Annotated in this window: 13 protein-coding genes and 1 pseudogene; 2 read left to right on the top strand and 12 right to left on the bottom strand. The window is 52.0% G+C overall.

Annotated features, from left to right (window positions below; translation table 11 throughout):
• A partial coding sequence (locus CCE92_RS16145) for a hypothetical protein (RefSeq protein ID WP_206601408.1) occupies positions 1–292 on the top strand: 292 nt, incomplete at its 5' end.
• A gap of 380 nt (positions 293–672) precedes the next feature.
• Here CCE92_RS16145 and CCE92_RS15270 read toward each other — a convergent pair.
• From CCE92_RS15270 to CCE92_RS15215, 12 genes and pseudogenes are all read right to left on the bottom strand, one after another.
• Positions 673–2289, bottom strand: coding sequence for a glycoside hydrolase family 13 protein (locus CCE92_RS15270; RefSeq protein ID WP_088009483.1), 1617 nt, complete (start codon positions 2287–2289; stop codon positions 673–675).
• A 12-nt stretch (positions 2290–2301) separates the two neighbouring features.
• The gene (locus tag CCE92_RS15265; protein WP_088009481.1) at positions 2302–3321 is read right to left on the bottom strand and encodes a LacI family DNA-binding transcriptional regulator; all 1020 of its coding nucleotides are present in this window, start codon (positions 3319–3321) and stop codon (positions 2302–2304) included.
• A gap of 14 nt (positions 3322–3335) precedes the next feature.
• Complete coding sequence (locus CCE92_RS15260; protein ID WP_088009479.1) at positions 3336–4151, bottom strand: carbohydrate ABC transporter permease; 816 nt, start codon at positions 4149–4151, stop codon at positions 3336–3338.
• Entirely contained in the window at positions 4151–5011 is an 861-nt protein-coding gene (locus CCE92_RS15255) for a carbohydrate ABC transporter permease (RefSeq protein ID WP_088009487.1), read from the bottom strand. Before CCE92_RS15255 ends, CCE92_RS15260 begins: the two co-directional genes overlap by 1 nt.
• A gap of 81 nt (positions 5012–5092) precedes the next feature.
• Positions 5093–6340 carry an ABC transporter substrate-binding protein gene (locus CCE92_RS15250; protein ID WP_088009485.1) on the bottom strand — a complete coding sequence of 416 codons (1248 nt, stop codon included), beginning with the start codon at positions 6338–6340 and terminating at the stop codon, positions 5093–5095.
• A gap of 330 nt (positions 6341–6670) precedes the next feature.
• Complete coding sequence (locus CCE92_RS15245) at positions 6671–7549, bottom strand: ROK family protein (protein ID WP_088009477.1); 879 nt, start codon at positions 7547–7549, stop codon at positions 6671–6673.
• Positions 7550–7563: 14 nt separating this feature from the next.
• Positions 7564–9184, bottom strand: a pseudogene (locus CCE92_RS15240) (glycoside hydrolase family 13 protein).
• A gap of 92 nt (positions 9185–9276) precedes the next feature.
• A complete protein-coding gene (gene abc-f / locus CCE92_RS15235; protein ID WP_088009475.1) occupies positions 9277–10920 on the bottom strand; it encodes a ribosomal protection-like ABC-F family protein in 1644 nt (547 codons plus the stop codon).
• Between the two features lie 225 nt (positions 10921–11145).
• Entirely contained in the window at positions 11146–11997 is an 852-nt protein-coding gene (locus CCE92_RS15230; protein WP_088009473.1) for a GNAT family N-acetyltransferase, read from the bottom strand.
• A 115-nt stretch (positions 11998–12112) separates the two neighbouring features.
• Complete coding sequence (gene niaP / locus CCE92_RS15225; protein WP_088009471.1) at positions 12113–13348, bottom strand: niacin permease NiaP; 1236 nt, start codon at positions 13346–13348, stop codon at positions 12113–12115.
• Between the two features lie 114 nt (positions 13349–13462).
• Positions 13463–14272 carry a zinc transporter ZupT gene (gene zupT, locus CCE92_RS15220; RefSeq protein WP_088009469.1) on the bottom strand — a complete coding sequence of 270 codons (810 nt, stop codon included), beginning with the start codon at positions 14270–14272 and terminating at the stop codon, positions 13463–13465.
• A 107-nt stretch (positions 14273–14379) separates the two neighbouring features.
• Positions 14380–15021, bottom strand: coding sequence for a uracil-DNA glycosylase (locus tag CCE92_RS15215; RefSeq protein ID WP_088009467.1), 642 nt, complete (start codon positions 15019–15021; stop codon positions 14380–14382).
• 123 nt (positions 15022–15144) lie between these two features.
• Here CCE92_RS15215 and CCE92_RS15210 point away from each other — a divergent pair, with 123 nt between their 5' ends.
• Positions 15145–15486 carry a YflT domain-containing protein gene (locus CCE92_RS15210; RefSeq protein WP_088009465.1) on the top strand — a complete coding sequence of 114 codons (342 nt, stop codon included), beginning with the start codon at positions 15145–15147 and terminating at the stop codon, positions 15484–15486.
• The last annotated feature ends 95 nt before the right edge of the window (positions 15487–15581 follow it).

Below are 15581 nucleotides of genomic sequence, written 5' to 3'. Positions count from 1 at the left end.
CTGCGCAAGCTCGTCGCAGTTAAAACCGTTTGCCGCGGATGAACGGACAAGCCGCTTCGCCTGCCGTCCCGGCAGCCTGAAGGGTCTAGCCCATCATATTGCTTCTGCGGTTACTCGTCACATCAAAACACCTGCTCCTGCGGTTACTCGTCGCATCAAAACACCTGCTCCTGCGGTTACTCGTCGCATCAAAACACCTGCTCCTGCGCCGCTTCGCTTGCTCGTCGCAAACAGCAGCGGCAACTGCTTTGCCGTTGCTGTTCGCAGGCGTCTCGCCGTCTGTCGCTTCTGACCGCCGGCGACGATGTGACAGAAACAGCTGGATTCCATGAATTCCGGTTGATTCTGCGGTTACTCGCCGCAGCAGAAGAAATCCTGCTGCAGCCGGCTGTTCGCTGATTTCCAGTTCCTTTGGCTAAACAGCTGGAAAGCGGACGGGCGAAAACCCTGCCACTCCTGCCGAAGTACGGATGGCGGAGACCCCGCAGCGCGAAGCGGCGAGGAGGCTCCGCTGTCCGTCGGCGGAAAGGGCAGGGTTTTCGGTTCGCGGAATCAGCGGTTCCTGTCTGAGATTCATAGAAAGACTCACAATAAGAGATAAAAAGACTTTCTCGACAAGCTGAAGAACCGCCTTCCGATGAAGGCGGTTCTCGCAAACGATCCGTAAAAGAATTAATTTAATAAATATACACGCGCCTCGTAAGGTTTCAGTTCAGAGGCGTTCCGAATCCCGTAGTTGCCGAGAAGCAGTTCACTGCCGGCCGGTTCTTCCCAAAGGCAGCTATGGGCGCTCAGGTTTGTGATGATGAGGAAGGTTCCTTCATCACCTTTCCGTTCGTAAGCATACACTGAGTCACAGTCTGTATCTATGAGATTATAAGTGCCATAGATAAGGCCGTTATGGCGTTTCCGTAAAGAAATCAGTTTCTTGTAATACGACAGAACAGAATCCGGATCAGAAAGCTGCGCTTCAACATTCAGCCAGGCGTTGTTCGGATTGACTCCGATCCAGGAACCGCTGTCCGAGAATCCGGCGAATTCCGAACCGTCCCATTGCATCGGCGTGCGCGAATGGTCCCGGCTCGTCGCTTTGATCACGGTCATGACCGCCTCGTGGGTTGCCCCCGCAGCCATATTGTAATGATACAGATTTTGTGTCCGGATATCATCGTACTGCTCAATCCGGTCGAATGGCGCATTCGTCATGCCGATTTCCTGCCCCTGGTAAATGAATGGTGTCCCCTGCATGAGAAAATACATCGTTGCGATAGCAGTCGCACTTTCCTGCCAATATTCGCTGTCATTGCCCCATGTCGATACGACCCGGGCCTGGTCATGGTTCTCAACGAACAGCGCGTTCCACCCGCCCGTCTCACAGCCTTTCTGCCAGCGGGTCAGCACTTCCCGGAGCGCAGGCACATCAATTCCCTGCTCTGCTTCTGAATTCCAGAGGCCCATGCTTTCAAACTGGAAAACCATATTGAACTTGCCGTCCGCCTCACCGACCCATTCTTCTATATCTTCCGCCTGCACTCCATTCGCTTCGCCGACTGTCATAATATCGTAATTGGCGAAGGTCCGGTCACGCAATTCAGCGAGGAAAGGCTGGATACCTTCGACGTTCATCATTTTTTCCCAAGCCGGCACGTAAGGGGCATTCTCCTCATCCGGCATATCGGTCAAGTCCTTTTTAATGTGACTGATGGCATCAACCCGGAATCCGTCAATCCCCTTATCCAGCCACCAGTTAACCATATCGTAAAGCGCGTCCCGCACTTCAGGGTTCTCCCAATTCAAATCCGGCTGCTTTTTTGAGAATAAATGCAAGTAATATTGCCCCGTCACCGGATCGAGTTCCCAAGCGGACCCGCCGAATATGCTTTCCCAGTTCGTCGGTTCGTCCCGCCAGATATACCAGTCCCGTTTCGGGCTATCATATGATGCGCGCGATTCGATGAACCAAGGGTGTTCATCACTCGTGTGATTGATGACCAGGTCAATGATCAGCTTCATGCCGCGCGCGTGCACTTCCTGCAGCAGCCGGTCAAAATCTTCCATCGTGCCGAGTTCAGCCATGACATCATGGTAGTCGCTGATATCATAGCCATTGTCGTCATTCGGGGATTTGTAAAACGGACAGATCCAAATCACATCAATGCCGAGGTCTTTTAAGTAATTCAGTTTTTCAGTCACACCATTTATATCCCCGATTCCATCGCCGTTTGAGTCGCGGAAACTTCTCGGGTAAATCTGATAAGCTGTAGCTTCTTTCCACCATTTTTTCTCCATGACGTTTTCCTTTCAGGGGCGCTGGCAAGATCCCCGTTCAATCAGTCTGGCCGGCACGGTAAAGCGGCCTGCCTCCTCCTGTCCACCTTCAATTTGAGCCAGCACAAGTTCAGCAGCACGGGAACCGAGCTCGCAAATCGAAATATCGACAGAACTGAGTGGCGGTTTGAGGTGCTCAGAGAGCGTGTGATTATTGAATCCGATAATCGACACATCTTCCGGAACCCGCAGCCCTAAATCCCGCAAGTAACCGATCACTTCGTAAGCGACAAGATCATCATGAGTGACGATAGCGGTTGGCGAGACGGACGATTTCATCATATTCTGGATGGCCGGTCCTTCCTGTCCGCTGATCAGGTTCTTCTCTGCGATATACCGGCTGTCGACAGCGATTCCGGCTTTTGCCAGCGCACGCCGGTACCCTTCCAGACGATCGAGTGACACAATATGGTCGGGATCTCCGCCGACGAATGCGATTCGCCGATGGCCAAGCCCGATCAGGTAGTTTGTCACTTCAGCAGCAATTCCGATATTGTCGTTGTCGACATAATTGATCGTTTCCGCATCCTTGTACGGCCGGCCGACAACGGAAAACGGAATTTCATTTGATTGAAGGTATTCCATGATCCGGTCATTGATCTTTGAATACAGCAGAATGATGCCGTCCACTTGCCTTCCGAGTGTCATGCTGACAACTTCCTCAAAAATTTCCTCTTCAGTCGATCCGGTCGACAAGTACAGACCGAACTTACTCTCATGAGCGAAAGCGGAAATCCCCCGGAGCACTTCGGGGAAGAACGGGTTCTGAAAAGCGAGCTGCGCCGAATTCTCCATAATGACGCCGAGAGTCCGGCTTTTTTGAATCACAAGGTTCCGTGCCTGGAAGTTCGGGTAATACCCGAGCGTTTCCATCACTTCTCTCACTTTCTGCTTCGTCTTCGGACTGATGCGGGAATTATCCGCAATGACGCGTGACACAGTGGAAGGTGATACATTCGCTTGTTTTGCTACATCTTTAATTGTAACAGCCACTGTTTTCCCCTCCTTTATTTCACAGCACCGTCCGATACTCCTTTAATAATCGCACGCTGGGCGAAAAAGTAAAAGATAATAACCGGGAGGATAGCTAAAGCCAGGCCGGCAAGCGCCAGATGCCACTGAGTCGTGTACTCCCCGAAGAAGAAGAACATCTTCAGCGGAATCGTCTCGCTGCCGGGTGTATTGATGACAAGCGATGGCAGCAAGTAATCGTTCCATATCCAAATAATATTCAGGATGGCAACTGTCACGGTGATCGGCTTCAGCATCGGGAAGATGATGTACCAGAACACTTGGAACCGGTTCGCTCCGTCAACCGTCGCTGCTTCGTCCAGTGATCTCGAGATGTTATTCAGCGCTCCATGGTAAAGGAAGATCGACAGGCTGGCACCGAACCCGAGATACATAAAGATAAGACCGGCGCGGTTCAGCATTTCAAACTGTCCGAAAACGGTGACGAGCGGAATCATGACGGACTGAAACGGAATGAGCATGGCCGCGATGAAGGTCAGCAAAAGCACCGTGCTTAATCTGCTTTTAGCGCGGGACAGCGAGTAGGCCGCCATTGCTGAACAAACGACAATCAGGCTGACACTCGCTATCGTGATGAAGAGTGAGTTCATTAAAGTATTCAGGAAATCCAGTTCCCGGAAAGCTTCGGTGTAATTGGCAATATTCAGCCCCTCAGGCAGACTGACGGTGTTCGAGAAAATCTCTTTTTTCGTCTTGAACGAGTTGGCGAACATGAGATAAAACGGGGCGATCCAAAGAATCCCAAGGAGTACCCCAAGCACTTCAGTCCGGACATTCCATTTTCTCGCCATTACATCTCCACCTCCCGGCGCTTATTGAGATAGACCTGGAACAGTGCCACTACCGCCACTATGGCAAAGAAAATGACCGCTTTCGCTTGAGCATAAGCAAATTCGTTCTGCATGAATGCCGTCTTGAAAATTTCCATGGCGACCATCTCTGTTGAATTATACGGTCCGCCCGCTGTCAGTGACAGGTTCTGATCGTACAGTTTGAACGTATTGGACAGCGTAAGGAACATGCTTACAGTGAAAGCCGGCGCAACAAGCGGAAACACAATAAAGCGGAAACGCTGAAACGCATTCATGCAGTCAAGCTGTGCTGCTTCCATTACTTCTTTAGGAAGCCCTTCCAAGTATGCGATGTAAATGACCATGATATAGCCGGCGAGCTGCCAGCTCATCAGGATCACAAGTCCCCAGAAGCCGGTCTCTGTCGTCGCGAGCCATGTCTGCATGCTTTCTGATCCGATCATCTGCCCTACGCTGGCAAACACTTTCACGAAGATAAACTGCCAAATGAACCCAAGAATCAGACCGCCAATTAAATTCGGCATAAAAAACGTCGTCCGGAGTAGATTACTGGTCTTTATCTTCGAGGTGACGATGAGTGCAAGCGAAAGACCGATAATATTAATCAAAATAACAGAAACGATTGAGAATTTCGTCGTGAACCAAAGAGATGCTAAAAAACGTTCGTCCTTGAACAGTGCGATATAATTTTCCAGACCGACAAAACTTCCAGTGACAATGCCGTTCCATGAAGTGAACGAGTAGTAGACACCAAGAAGCATCGGCACGATGACCACCAGCGTCAGCGCCAGCAGGACCGGTGCCAGGAACAGCCAGTAGGACAGGTCCCGTGTCCGCATCATTGGAATTCCCCCTTTTTCCTTGAATGCCGCTGATATGCAACAGAGCAGCCCGAGAGCTGCTCTGCTGTGCGGCATCAGTTATTTGCTTCTGTCCGCGCTCCAGGCGTCTTTCGCCGCCCCTTCAACTTCTTCCCAGCTTGCTTCCCCTGTGAGGTATTTCTGGATGCTCGCTCCCAGCTGATCCTGTCCCCAGCCAGTCGGATAGCCCATGAATACCCAGCCGATCGTGTTGCCGGCTTCAGCCGCCGCATAAATTTCTTTCGAAAGCGGATCCGTCAGTTTTGTTGTATCGTATCCTTCATAAGCAGGTATAAACTTGAAGTCTTCCAGCACAGCGGTTTTCCCTTCTTCAGACGTGTACATCCAATCCAGGAATTCCTTGGACGCTTCAACTACAGCTTCATCTTCGTTAGAGTTGACCGCCCAATACATTGGAACACCTACCGGGATACCGCCTTCCTCATAACCTTCGACTGGAATCGGCAGCAGTCCAACGCCGCTATCTGCGAGCTCCTGGTCAATTCCGGCGATGGAGCCGTATACCCAGTTCCCTTGCTGGATGATTGCAACGCGTTCCATCGAGAACAGCTCTTCTACCTGCATGGAATAGTCGAGACTGAGTGTCGGCTGAACAGAGTAATCATTTTGGAGATCAAGAATTTTTTTGAATGCATCGCCGTATTCGAACGCCACTTCTTTTGCATCGAACGCAGTCAGTACATTGTTGTCGAATTCAGGTGCAAGGAACGTATTCGACAGGTGAAGACCTGTCACCCACGTCTCTTTGCCCGGCAGTGCGAATACAGCATCCAAGCCAAGCTCCTCTTTCTTTGAATCCAGTGTTTTAACCGCTTCTTCGAGGCTGGCGAAATCCGTAATAGAAGCAGGATCGATGCCTGCTTCTTCAAAGAGGCGTGTATTATAAATGAATCCATAACCTTCCTGATTGTACGGGAGACCGAGCACTTCAGATTCGACCGTCACACCTTCCAGTGTTCCGTCGAGTGCCGCATCCGCCGCTTTTGTATCAGAAAGCACCGCCAAGTTCTTTTTCCAGTCAGCTACATCCTGCGGACCGCCAATATTGAAGATGGCCGGTTCATCTCCGGATGCGAACTTAGAGCGCAGCGCAGCACCGTAGTCTTCCCCGCCGCCGACAGTGGTAATTTCAAGGTTGACGTCGGGATTCAACTCTTCGTACTGAGCGGCCAGCTTTTCGAACTGGTCTTTAAATTCCACTTTAAACTGGAACACATCAACTGTTACCTGGTCTTCTCCAGTACCGGCACCTGTCGCTTCCTCTTCCGCTCCGCAAGCAGCAAGCATGCCGGCAGACAGAGCCAAAGATGCCAATAAACCCTTCCGCACATTCAGTTTTTCCAATTGTAATTCCCCCTCTTTTCTTGTTGTGCAATCGTTCGCACAAAATACGCAAAAATAAATGGAAACGCGCAATGAAAACGCTTCCGGTTCTAGATTGACCTCAGCTTAGCACAGTGAAAACGTTTGCGCAATTCCCTTTTTGCATTTTTATCAACTTTTTTCTTATCTCTTCAATTTCCATGCTTCATCTTTCTAACTCTTTTCATTTCAAGCAAAAACAGATTTGCCGCTCTCCATTTCAGAGATGCGCAAATCTGCCTTTTTCAAAAATTTTCAGTTTGCCGGACCTTGAACGAGCAGTGAAGCTCCGAGTATGCCTGCATCGTTCTCGTGCTGGGCTATTTTGACTTCCAGCGGGTGCAGCAGCACTCGATCCAATTCCTTTGACAGCAAGTGCCACCAATGTTCCGCCGATTCTGAAACTCCACCGCCGATGACGACAAGCTCCATATCCAATGCTGCCTGAAGGGTGCTGATAATGTACGCCAGATCTTTCACAAACCCTTCCACCACTTCCCGGGCAGCAGGATCGCTTTCTGCCTTTATGAATAGCTCATCCGGGGCGATATCCAAGCCTGCTTCCTGTATCCGGCGTCTAAGAGCAGTACCGGAAACATACTGCTCAAAACAGCCCTTCCGACCGCACGTACAAGTAACACCACCTGGGTACAGCAGCATATGGCCGACCTCTGCTGCGCCTCCGTGCGGTCCGCCGCTCAGCAGTTTGCCATCCCACAGAATGCCGCCGCCAAGTCCGGTTCCGATGGTGAGGCAGACAACCCGCTCTTTTCCTTTTGCCGCACCGAACGCCGCTTCCGCAAGCACCGCGCAATTTGCATCGTTCTCGACTTCGACCCGTTTCCCTGTCGCCTGTTCCAGCTGTTTCTTTACTTCCGTGCCGGTCCAGCCGGGCAGCGTTTCAGTGGCATAAATGATCCGGCCATTTACAGGGTCGACGAACCCGTGTGTGCCAATACCGATCGCCTCAACTTCGGGATGGTTCTCCATCAATCTAAGCACGTGCTTTTCCAAATATGGATAGAGCGGGATTTCTGTTTTTATGCGCTCATCATGAAAAACGTTTCCGGTCTCATCCACGACTGCCATGCGGATTTTTGTCCCGCCTATATCGATTCCAGCTACTTTCACCATACATTCCCCCTGTTTTAATGTGTATTTATTTGCTTTCCAGCAGTGGGTTTCGGATTTTCCCGGTAATAAACAACGGTCTCATAGGGCCGGAGACAGTGCGGTTCGATGGTGCCGTAATTGCCAAGCAGCCGCTCTCCGTCCGGCCGTTCCATCTCCTGCCGCTCTGCTGAAAAGTTGCAGCAAACGATCAGCTGTTCCCGCGCTGTTTTCCGGCGGTATACGAACAAGGCAGGGTGGTCTCGGAGAAGCAGCGTGAAATCCCCATCTGTAATGACGTCCAGCTCTTTCCGCAGCCTGATCAGCTTTTGGTAAAACGAGAATATGGAGTCCGGGGCTCCCCTGTCTTCCGCATTCACATCCGTATAATTCGGGTTCACAGGGATCCACGGCTCACTTTCTGAAAAACCGGCGTTCGGGCCTGAGGTCCATTGCATTGGCGTACGGGCATTGTCCCTGCCTTTTGCGTAAATTTTCGCCATGATCGCTTCATGCGGCACACCAGCGGCCGCTTTTTCGCTATACATATTGAGCGTCTCGATATCCTTATAGTCAGCTAAATCTTCAAAACGGACATTTGTCATACCGAGCTCCTCGCCCTGGTAAATATATGGAGTGCCCTGCAGAAAATGCAGGCAGGCAGCAAGCATTTTCGCTGATTCTTTTCTGTACGTCCGGTCGTCGCCAAAACGCGAAACAATACGCGGCTGGTCATGATTGTTCCAGTAAAGACTGTTCCATCCCACGCCATGCAGACCGCGCTGCCATTTTTCAATATTCGCTTTCAGATCAGAAAGTGCCAGCGGCTTCAAATCCCACTTTTCTCCGGAGCTCTGATCTAAATTCATATGCTCGAATGTAAAAATCATATCGAGTTCCCGATTTTCCGGCCGGGTGTAAACCGCCGCATGCTCCGGAGCGGCACCTGGCGTCTCGCCGACTGTCAGTGTCATATAATCCGACAGAACTTCCCGGTTCATTTCACGGAGATACTCATGGATTTTAGGACCGTTAAGAAAATGCGGACTGCCGTCTCCTTCTGCGCCGTCCGGAAATTCCGGGTGCTTGGAGATCATGTTGATCACATCCATCCGGAATCCGTCAACGCCTTTATCGAGCCACCACCGCATTAAGCTGTATACTTCCTGGCGGACCTCCGGGTTCTCCCAGTTCAAATCTGGCTGCTTTTTAGAAAAAAGGTGCAGGTAATACCGGCCTGTTTCCGGATCTCGTTCCCAGGCAGAACCGCCGAAAATCGATTTCCAGTTATTTGGCTCATCTCGCCATATGTAAAAATCCGGTCGGTTTCGAACATTCGTGTTCATCCGATGTATGGTTGACGACTAAATCCATGACAAGCTTCATTTCCCTTTTGTGCACTTCGCTCAGCAGTTCGTCAAAGTCGCCCATCGTTCCGAATTCTTCCATGATGGCCCGATAATCGCGGATGTCATATCCATTGTCGTCATTCGGTGAATCATAAACCGGAGAGAGCCAAATGACATCTGCACCGAGTTCCTGTATATACTCCAGCTTTTCGATAATGCCGCGCAAATCTCCGATTCCGTCCCCGTTCGCGTCCATAAAACTCCGGGGATAGACTTGATACACGACAGATTTTCTCCACCACTTGTCCATCTGATTCCTTCCCTCCGTCCAATTCCAATCCTACTAAGTGTAGCATGGAATTCTGAGGGAGATGGAGAGAACATCCATGCCTTTTCTTCAAATCAACGGTTCTGCTGCTGTTTCAGCTCCTGGATTCTTGCCGTAAGTTCATTAAACTGTTCATCAAGCTTCCTGTAGTCGGCATGTCCCGCCGGCAAAGCGCTGAGTTTCCCGAGCACCGCCTGCCGTTCCGTTTCCAGCATGAGGATATCCGGCAATTGTTCCGGTTCCTTGCGGTTCCGCCAATCGGCCAGGCTGCCGTCGAACTTAAAGAGACGGCCATTTTCAAAAATCAGCAGCTTATCCGCCAGACGTTCCATGAAATAGCGGTCATGGGTAGCGACAAGAAGTGTACCCGGAAACGTCGAAAGTGCAGTTTCCAGCTGTTCGCGCGAAGGCAGGTCCAAATGGTTTGTCGGCTCATCCAGCAGCAGCACATCACACTCTGCCAGCATGAATTCCATCAGTTTCAGCTTGACGCGCTCCCCCATGCTCATTTCACCAATCTGCTGCTGCCAATGGGTTTGTTCAAATCCCAGATGGTCCATCAATGTCCGCACTGTTCCGGTTGTCTTGAAGTCGGAAGTGCCGTACAGTCCAGAAGGCGTCTGTTCTTCCGGCAGATCAAAAATATCCTGGCTCAAATAACCGACTGACATTCCCTCGGTTTTCCAGACTTGACCGCTGAAATCCGTCCGTCCCAGTATCATTTCGAATAACGTTGTCTTCCCGCTTCCGTTCGGACCGAAAAGCCCGATCCGTTCTCCTGCCAGGACGGTAAAAGAGGCGTCTCTGAACAGCGCCCGCCCGCCGGCATCCTTGCCTGCCCGCTTCAGCTCGAGTACCCGGCTTCCTTTTTTCCGCCCGCTCAGCAAATCGAAATCGAGAGCGATTTCTTCTGCCGGCGCATCCGTCCGCTCTTTTGCCAGTTCCGTTTCAAGCCGTTTCTTTTTGCTTTTTATCTGCACATCCATCCGTTTTGCTTTCTTCCTGTAGTGTTCCTTGAACCCGTCCTGCTTTGTCGACTCCGCGTGCGCTTTATCTGACCAGGATCTCAGCTCGGAGATCTGCTTTTCAATCCGGCTGATTTTCGCCTGCTGGCGTTCGTATTTCCGCTGCTGAGTCAGACGCATATGCTCCCGCTCCCGTCGGGAATCCGTGTAGTTCCCTTCATAAACGATGAGCTGTCTGTTCTCCAGTTCCCAGACGTGCGTTGCTGTGTCGTCAATAAAGTGGCGGTCATGCGAGACATACATAACGGTCCCGCGATAAGATCGTATTTTCTCTTTCAGCAAATCCAGGCTTGTCCCATCCAAATGATTTGTCGGTTCATCCAGCAGAAGCAGTCCTGCTGTTTCTGACAGCACCTCAGACAGACGCAATTTCATCGCTTCTCCTCCGCTGAGCCGGCCGCCTGCAGCCGGGACATGCCATTGCGCGCGCAACTTCCGGCTTTCCAAATCCCCTGATTCGTCCGGCAGCTGCCGCGTCTCTTGCCGCATCAGTCGGACTTCGGGCGCAGCGCCTGTCCAGACAACCCCCAAGTCTCCCGCCGCAATCGCTTCGAGCAGCGATGATTTCCCCGCGCCATTCGGACCGATAATCGCGATGCGTGCGTTTCTATATATTTCCGCTTCCGCTTTTTCAATAATGGTCCGTCCGTCAAACTGAATGGTTAATCCGTGCAATCTTCCAATTATCGTCATATCTATTCCTCCGTGTCCGGAAAACAAAAAATTCTTCCGGCAGTTAGTCGGAAGAATTCGCAGCCCAATAAACCTGCGGCTGACCACAGGGTGCTCTCGCTTTGTTAAAAAAGGGCAGACGAATCCCATTTCCGTTTAACCAAAAATCTCCGGTTGCTCAGAAAAAGGAATTTACTTCATCGTCCGCCCGTCACCCTTTCGCAATTCGTTATCTCTATTGTATCTTTACGTCGTGCGATCCACAAGCTCAAGATGAACCGGATTCGCGATCATCACATAGCCGATCTCCTGATAGATTTTGTTGGAAGTCGGATTGAGCAGGTCTGTATAAAGCATACAGAAATCGTATGTTTCCAGCAGCTCTTCCGATACTTCCGCCACCAATGTCCGGGCGTAGCCTTTCCGTCTGTGCCGCTTCGGCGTGAAGACGAATGATACCGTGATGCCGTGCCTGGAGGGACGGGATTTTTTCATGCAGGAGACCACTTCCCCGTCATCTTCCCATACGTACACTTCCTTCGCTTTCAGGAAGGATAAAATGCGTTCCCGCGCTTCTTCCCGCGTCGGCGGAGAGAGTTTCGTGTCTTCGTGGAACAGCAGGAGCCACTCCGTCAGAAGCGGCGCATCATACGCATTTGCGACCCGCCACGCGCCCGGGCTTTTAGCCAGTCCTTTATTGACCGCATCCAGCCGGTACAGCCCTTGGTCCATCAGCACACGGATGTCCTGACCGGTCCGTTCCGCCCAGCTCGCGGCAAAGTTGCCGGCCGCTTCCCGCTCACCGACCACTTGTCCGACTGCAATGCCCTCTTCCAGGAATCGCTCCGCAATAAAATCCGCGGTGCCCGGCCGGTCCTCGAATATAACCACTTGCAGAGGATGGGGCGGCGTCATTAAACAGGCGGCTGTCAGCACCCCGTCTTCCCGGACTGCGCCCATGATATATTCCTTATATCGGCCCGCTCTGATCTGGCCGAGAATTCCAAGAAACAGACTGTACTTGTCCTCGTGCATATAAAGCGATGGTTCCGTTGCCTGCGCGAAGACGACGGGATCTTTATACCATTGCCAATTCATCACCATTCCACCTTCTCACCTATCCGTATCCCGTAACTATTCGTTACAGCACCAGTAAATCCCTTTTATCCTGCAAAAAAAGCTTTCCACATTCCCGCGGAAAGCCTTCCATCATTCATTCGTCCTTCACGTCCAGTTCCAGCTCCGTCTGCTTTGTCTCCGTTCCGAGAATCAGCACTGCGGCGGCCGCGATCATGACTGCCGCACAGAAAATACTGAAGATAAAACCGATCCCGAATTCCGCGGCGAGCAGAGATCCGACAAGAAGCGGGCCGAAAATCCCGCCGACCCGGCCGACAGCTGCCGCCATGCCGACCCCAGTGCCCCTGATGGCAGCGGGGTATTGCTCAGGCGTATACGCGTAAAGCGCCCCCCAGGCGCCTAAGTTGAAAAATGACAGGAAAGCGCCGGATACGAGCAGCAGCGTCACCGTTTCCGCTTCCCCGAAAACATACGCACTTGCGGCAGTTCCGGCCAGGTAAGCGACCAGCACGAACTTCCGGCCGGCCCGTTCGATCAGCCAGGCCGCAGTGAAGTAACCCGGAAGCTGCGCAAGCGTCATCAGCAGCACGTACTGGAAACTTTTAATCAGCGTATACCCCTTCAGCACCATGACACTCGGCAGCCAAAGAAACATGCCGTAGTACGAGAAGACGATCATGAACCAGATGATCCACAGCATGAGCGTCGGCCGCGCATACGCTTTCGCCCATACCGCCCGCATATTGCCGGCCACAGAACGCTCTGCACCTGTCCCAGCTCTGAATTGGGGAGAATCAGGGAGCCGCAGGCGAAGGTAAAGAGCATACAGCGCCGGCAGTGCTGTCAGCAAAAGTGCAATCCGCCAGCCGTATGACGGAATGATGAAATAGGAAATGACGGCAGCCATCAGCCAGCCGGCCGCCCAAAAACTCTCCAGCAGCACGACAACCCGTCCCCGTTCATGGGCGGCGACACTTTCCGACACAAGCGTGGAAGCAACCGGAAGCTCTCCCCCCAGCCCCATTCCGACGAAAAAGCGGAGAACGATGAAAGCGGCAAAAGATGCAGTGAGCGCGGAAAGGCCGCTCGCCGCAGAAAACAGGAGCAGTGTCAGAATGAATACTTTTTTCCTCCCGACTCTGTCGGCGTAAATGCCGAACACCAAGGCCCCTACAGCCATTCCGATCGAATTGATACTGCCGATCCAGCCGAGCTGCTGGGAAGTCAGATTCCAGTCACTTGCGAGCGCCGCCATGATGAATGATAAAATCCCTACATCCATCGCATCGAACATCCAGGCAACGCCGGCGATACCCAGCAGTTTATTCCGCGAGATCGGCGCCGCCTTTTTTTCCATCACAGATTCCATTTCCGCACCCCTTGTCTTTACACGTGTAAGTGATTGTATTTACACAACCACTATACCCGGCAGATTCCAGGGCCGCAATAGAACCGGGAAAAGTCTAACTATTCTGCCGTTCCGTCAGACGATCAGTACAAGGCTCATCGCCATGACCGCCATCCCCGCCACGAGACCATAGATCGACAGGTGAGCTTCGTCATACTCTTTTGCCGCCGGGAGCAACTCATCCAGGGAAATGAAAACCATGATTCCGGCCACCCCGGCAAAAACGATTCCGAACAGCGTGTCGCTCATATATGGCATCAGGAACAGCCACGCGGCAATCGCACCGAGAGGTTCTGATACTCCTGAAAGAAAACTGTATTTGAATGCCTTTTTCCGGTTGTCTGTCGCATAGTAGATGGGTACTGATACGGCGATGCCTTCCGGTATATTGTGGATCGCCACAGCAATCGCGATCGCCAGACCGAGCGCCGGATCCTGGATTGCGGATATGAATGTTGCGATGCCCTCCGGAAAGTTATGGATTGCAATCGCCAGCGCGGTAAAAATCCCCATTTTCCGCAGTCGGGCATATTCATCGTTCGTCGGCCCTTCCGTCATGTCTTCGACCGTTTTCACTTCATGCGGATTCCCCAGCTGTGGAAGTACCCGGTCAAGGACCGCCATAAAAATCATCCCGCCGAAAAAGCCGGCGATCGTCACCCAATAGCCGCCGCTTTCCCCGTAGACATTCGTCAGCGCATCCCGCGCTTTTACGAAGATTTCGATCATTGAAACGTAAATCATGACGCCGGCTGAAAATCCGAGTGCCACCGAGAGGAATTTCGTGTTTGTCCTGGAAGCGACGAGCGCTATAAGACTACCGATCCCCGTTGCCAGTCCAGCGAATAAAGTCAGTGCGAACGCAATCCAAAGTGTGCCGTCCATGGAAACCTTCCTTTTCTCCGTTTAGTGTTAGCGCTATTCTACATGGAAAGTTTCCTTAGCACAACTTTTTTATAGAAGGGAACATCCCGGATTCTTCAGCCCGGCGGTCACTTTTTCCCGATCAGCCGGCCAAGCCGCGACCAGTCTTCCTTCAGCCATTCCCGTACCGAAGGATTGTAGAACACGCTGGCCGGATGGAAAGTCGGAAAAACATAATAATGCCGGTCTGTCTCCCTGTACTTCTTATGTTCGTCATCCCAATAAAGGACGGGTGTCTCCAGTAGCGTCCCGTGGAGTTCGGTCACTTTCGATTTCGGGCCGGTCAGCCGCTGCAGCCCGACATTGCCGAGTGTGACAATAAGGGGCGGCTGGATATCGCGGATTTCCGCATCCAAAATCGGCGCGTGCGCGATGATTTCTTTCTTTGTAGGCGGCCGGTTGTACTTCCGTTCCACCACTTCCCCGTTCCGTTCTTTCTTCGTTCCCCATCTGTATGGGCGGCTCCGGACGGCGCTGGTGATGTAGACATCTTCCCGGGTCAGGCCGACCGACTCCAGTGAAGCCATCAGCTCCTTGCCGGCCCGTCCGGTGAACGGGATTTCCGAATACACTTCCGTCTCGCCCGGCGCTTCCCCGACCATCATGAAAACCGGTTTCGACGGTCCTTCACCATAGACGAATCCCTCCACCGGAAAGCCTTCTATCCGTTTTCTTCCCCATTCCGCCAATTCTTCTGAGATTCTGTACATGAATACCCTCTCCTATGCCCATTTTCCATTATGCTGACATTTTATCACACTGCCTTTGTTTCCTTTCCAAACCGGGGTGGTAAATAGAGAGAAAGCCTGTACGCGGATAGGAGGAGCAAACCCATGACCATTTTCTACGAGGAATATCACTCGGATACAGAAGCGGTAAAAGGCATCGAAGAAATGCGGAACAAGGGAATTGCCGCAGATGATATTTATGTTGTCGCCCAGTCGGACCAGCATGCAGGCAGGATCGCTAAAATGGGCAATGCCCATGCCGCAAAATCGGCTGCCGGACTCGGAGATGCAGTCATCAACGCCTTTCGCAGCGGAGGCAATAAACATCACCGGGAACTGGTAAAGCTCGGCTTTACAGATGCCGAGGCCGAACTTGTGGAAGAAAAACTGGAACAGGAAAAAATCATCGTCGTCGCTGTCAGGACACCCGATGGATTCACGCTCTGATCGAAAAGACCCCGGGAGACTAATCTCCAGGGGTCTTTCCCATTATTGAATGGCTGCCGCTGTATCTTCGATCATTTGGCTGACGGACTGCAGGC

It is taken from the genome of Indiicoccus explosivorum, assembly GCF_002167005.1.
In the GTDB taxonomy this organism is placed as follows: domain Bacteria; phylum Bacillota; class Bacilli; order Bacillales_A; family Planococcaceae; genus Indiicoccus; species Indiicoccus explosivorum.
Note: the sequence above shows the minus strand (reverse complement) of the source record. Positions and strands in the feature narration are given on the sequence as shown.

What these genes read in the sequence shown, in the direction of transcription:
- CCE92_RS15270 (WP_088009483.1), bottom strand. Translation starts at nt 2,289, where the DNA reads ATGGAGAAAAAATGGTGGAAAGAAGCTACAGCTTATCAGATTTACCCG.
- CCE92_RS15260 (WP_088009479.1), bottom strand. Translation starts at nt 4,151, where the DNA reads ATGGCGAGAAAATGGAATGTCCGGACTGAAGTGCTTGGGGTACTCCTT.
- CCE92_RS15255 (WP_088009487.1), bottom strand. Translation starts at nt 5,011, where the DNA reads ATGCGGACACGGGACCTGTCCTACTGGCTGTTCCTGGCACCGGTCCTG.
- CCE92_RS15250 (WP_088009485.1), bottom strand. Translation starts at nt 6,340, where the DNA reads ATGCTTGCTGCTTGCGGAGCGGAAGAGGAAGCGACAGGTGCCGGTACT.
- CCE92_RS15245 (WP_088009477.1), bottom strand. Translation starts at nt 7,549, where the DNA reads ATGGTGAAAGTAGCTGGAATCGATATAGGCGGGACAAAAATCCGCATG.
- abc-f (WP_088009475.1), bottom strand. Translation starts at nt 10,920, where the DNA reads ATGACGATAATTGGAAGATTGCACGGATTAACCATTCAGTTTGACGGA.
- CCE92_RS15230 (WP_088009473.1), bottom strand. Translation starts at nt 11,997, where the DNA reads ATGAATTGGCAATGGTATAAAGATCCCGTCGTCTTCGCGCAGGCAACG.
- niaP (WP_088009471.1), bottom strand. Translation starts at nt 13,348, where the DNA reads ATGGAATCTGTGATGGAAAAAAAGGCGGCGCCGATCTCGCGGAATAAA.
- zupT (WP_088009469.1), bottom strand. Translation starts at nt 14,272, where the DNA reads ATGGACGGCACACTTTGGATTGCGTTCGCACTGACTTTATTCGCTGGA.
- CCE92_RS15215 (WP_088009467.1), bottom strand. Translation starts at nt 15,021, where the DNA reads ATGTACAGAATCTCAGAAGAATTGGCGGAATGGGGAAGAAAACGGATA.
- CCE92_RS15210 (WP_088009465.1), top strand. Translation starts at nt 15,145, where the DNA reads ATGACCATTTTCTACGAGGAATATCACTCGGATACAGAAGCGGTAAAA.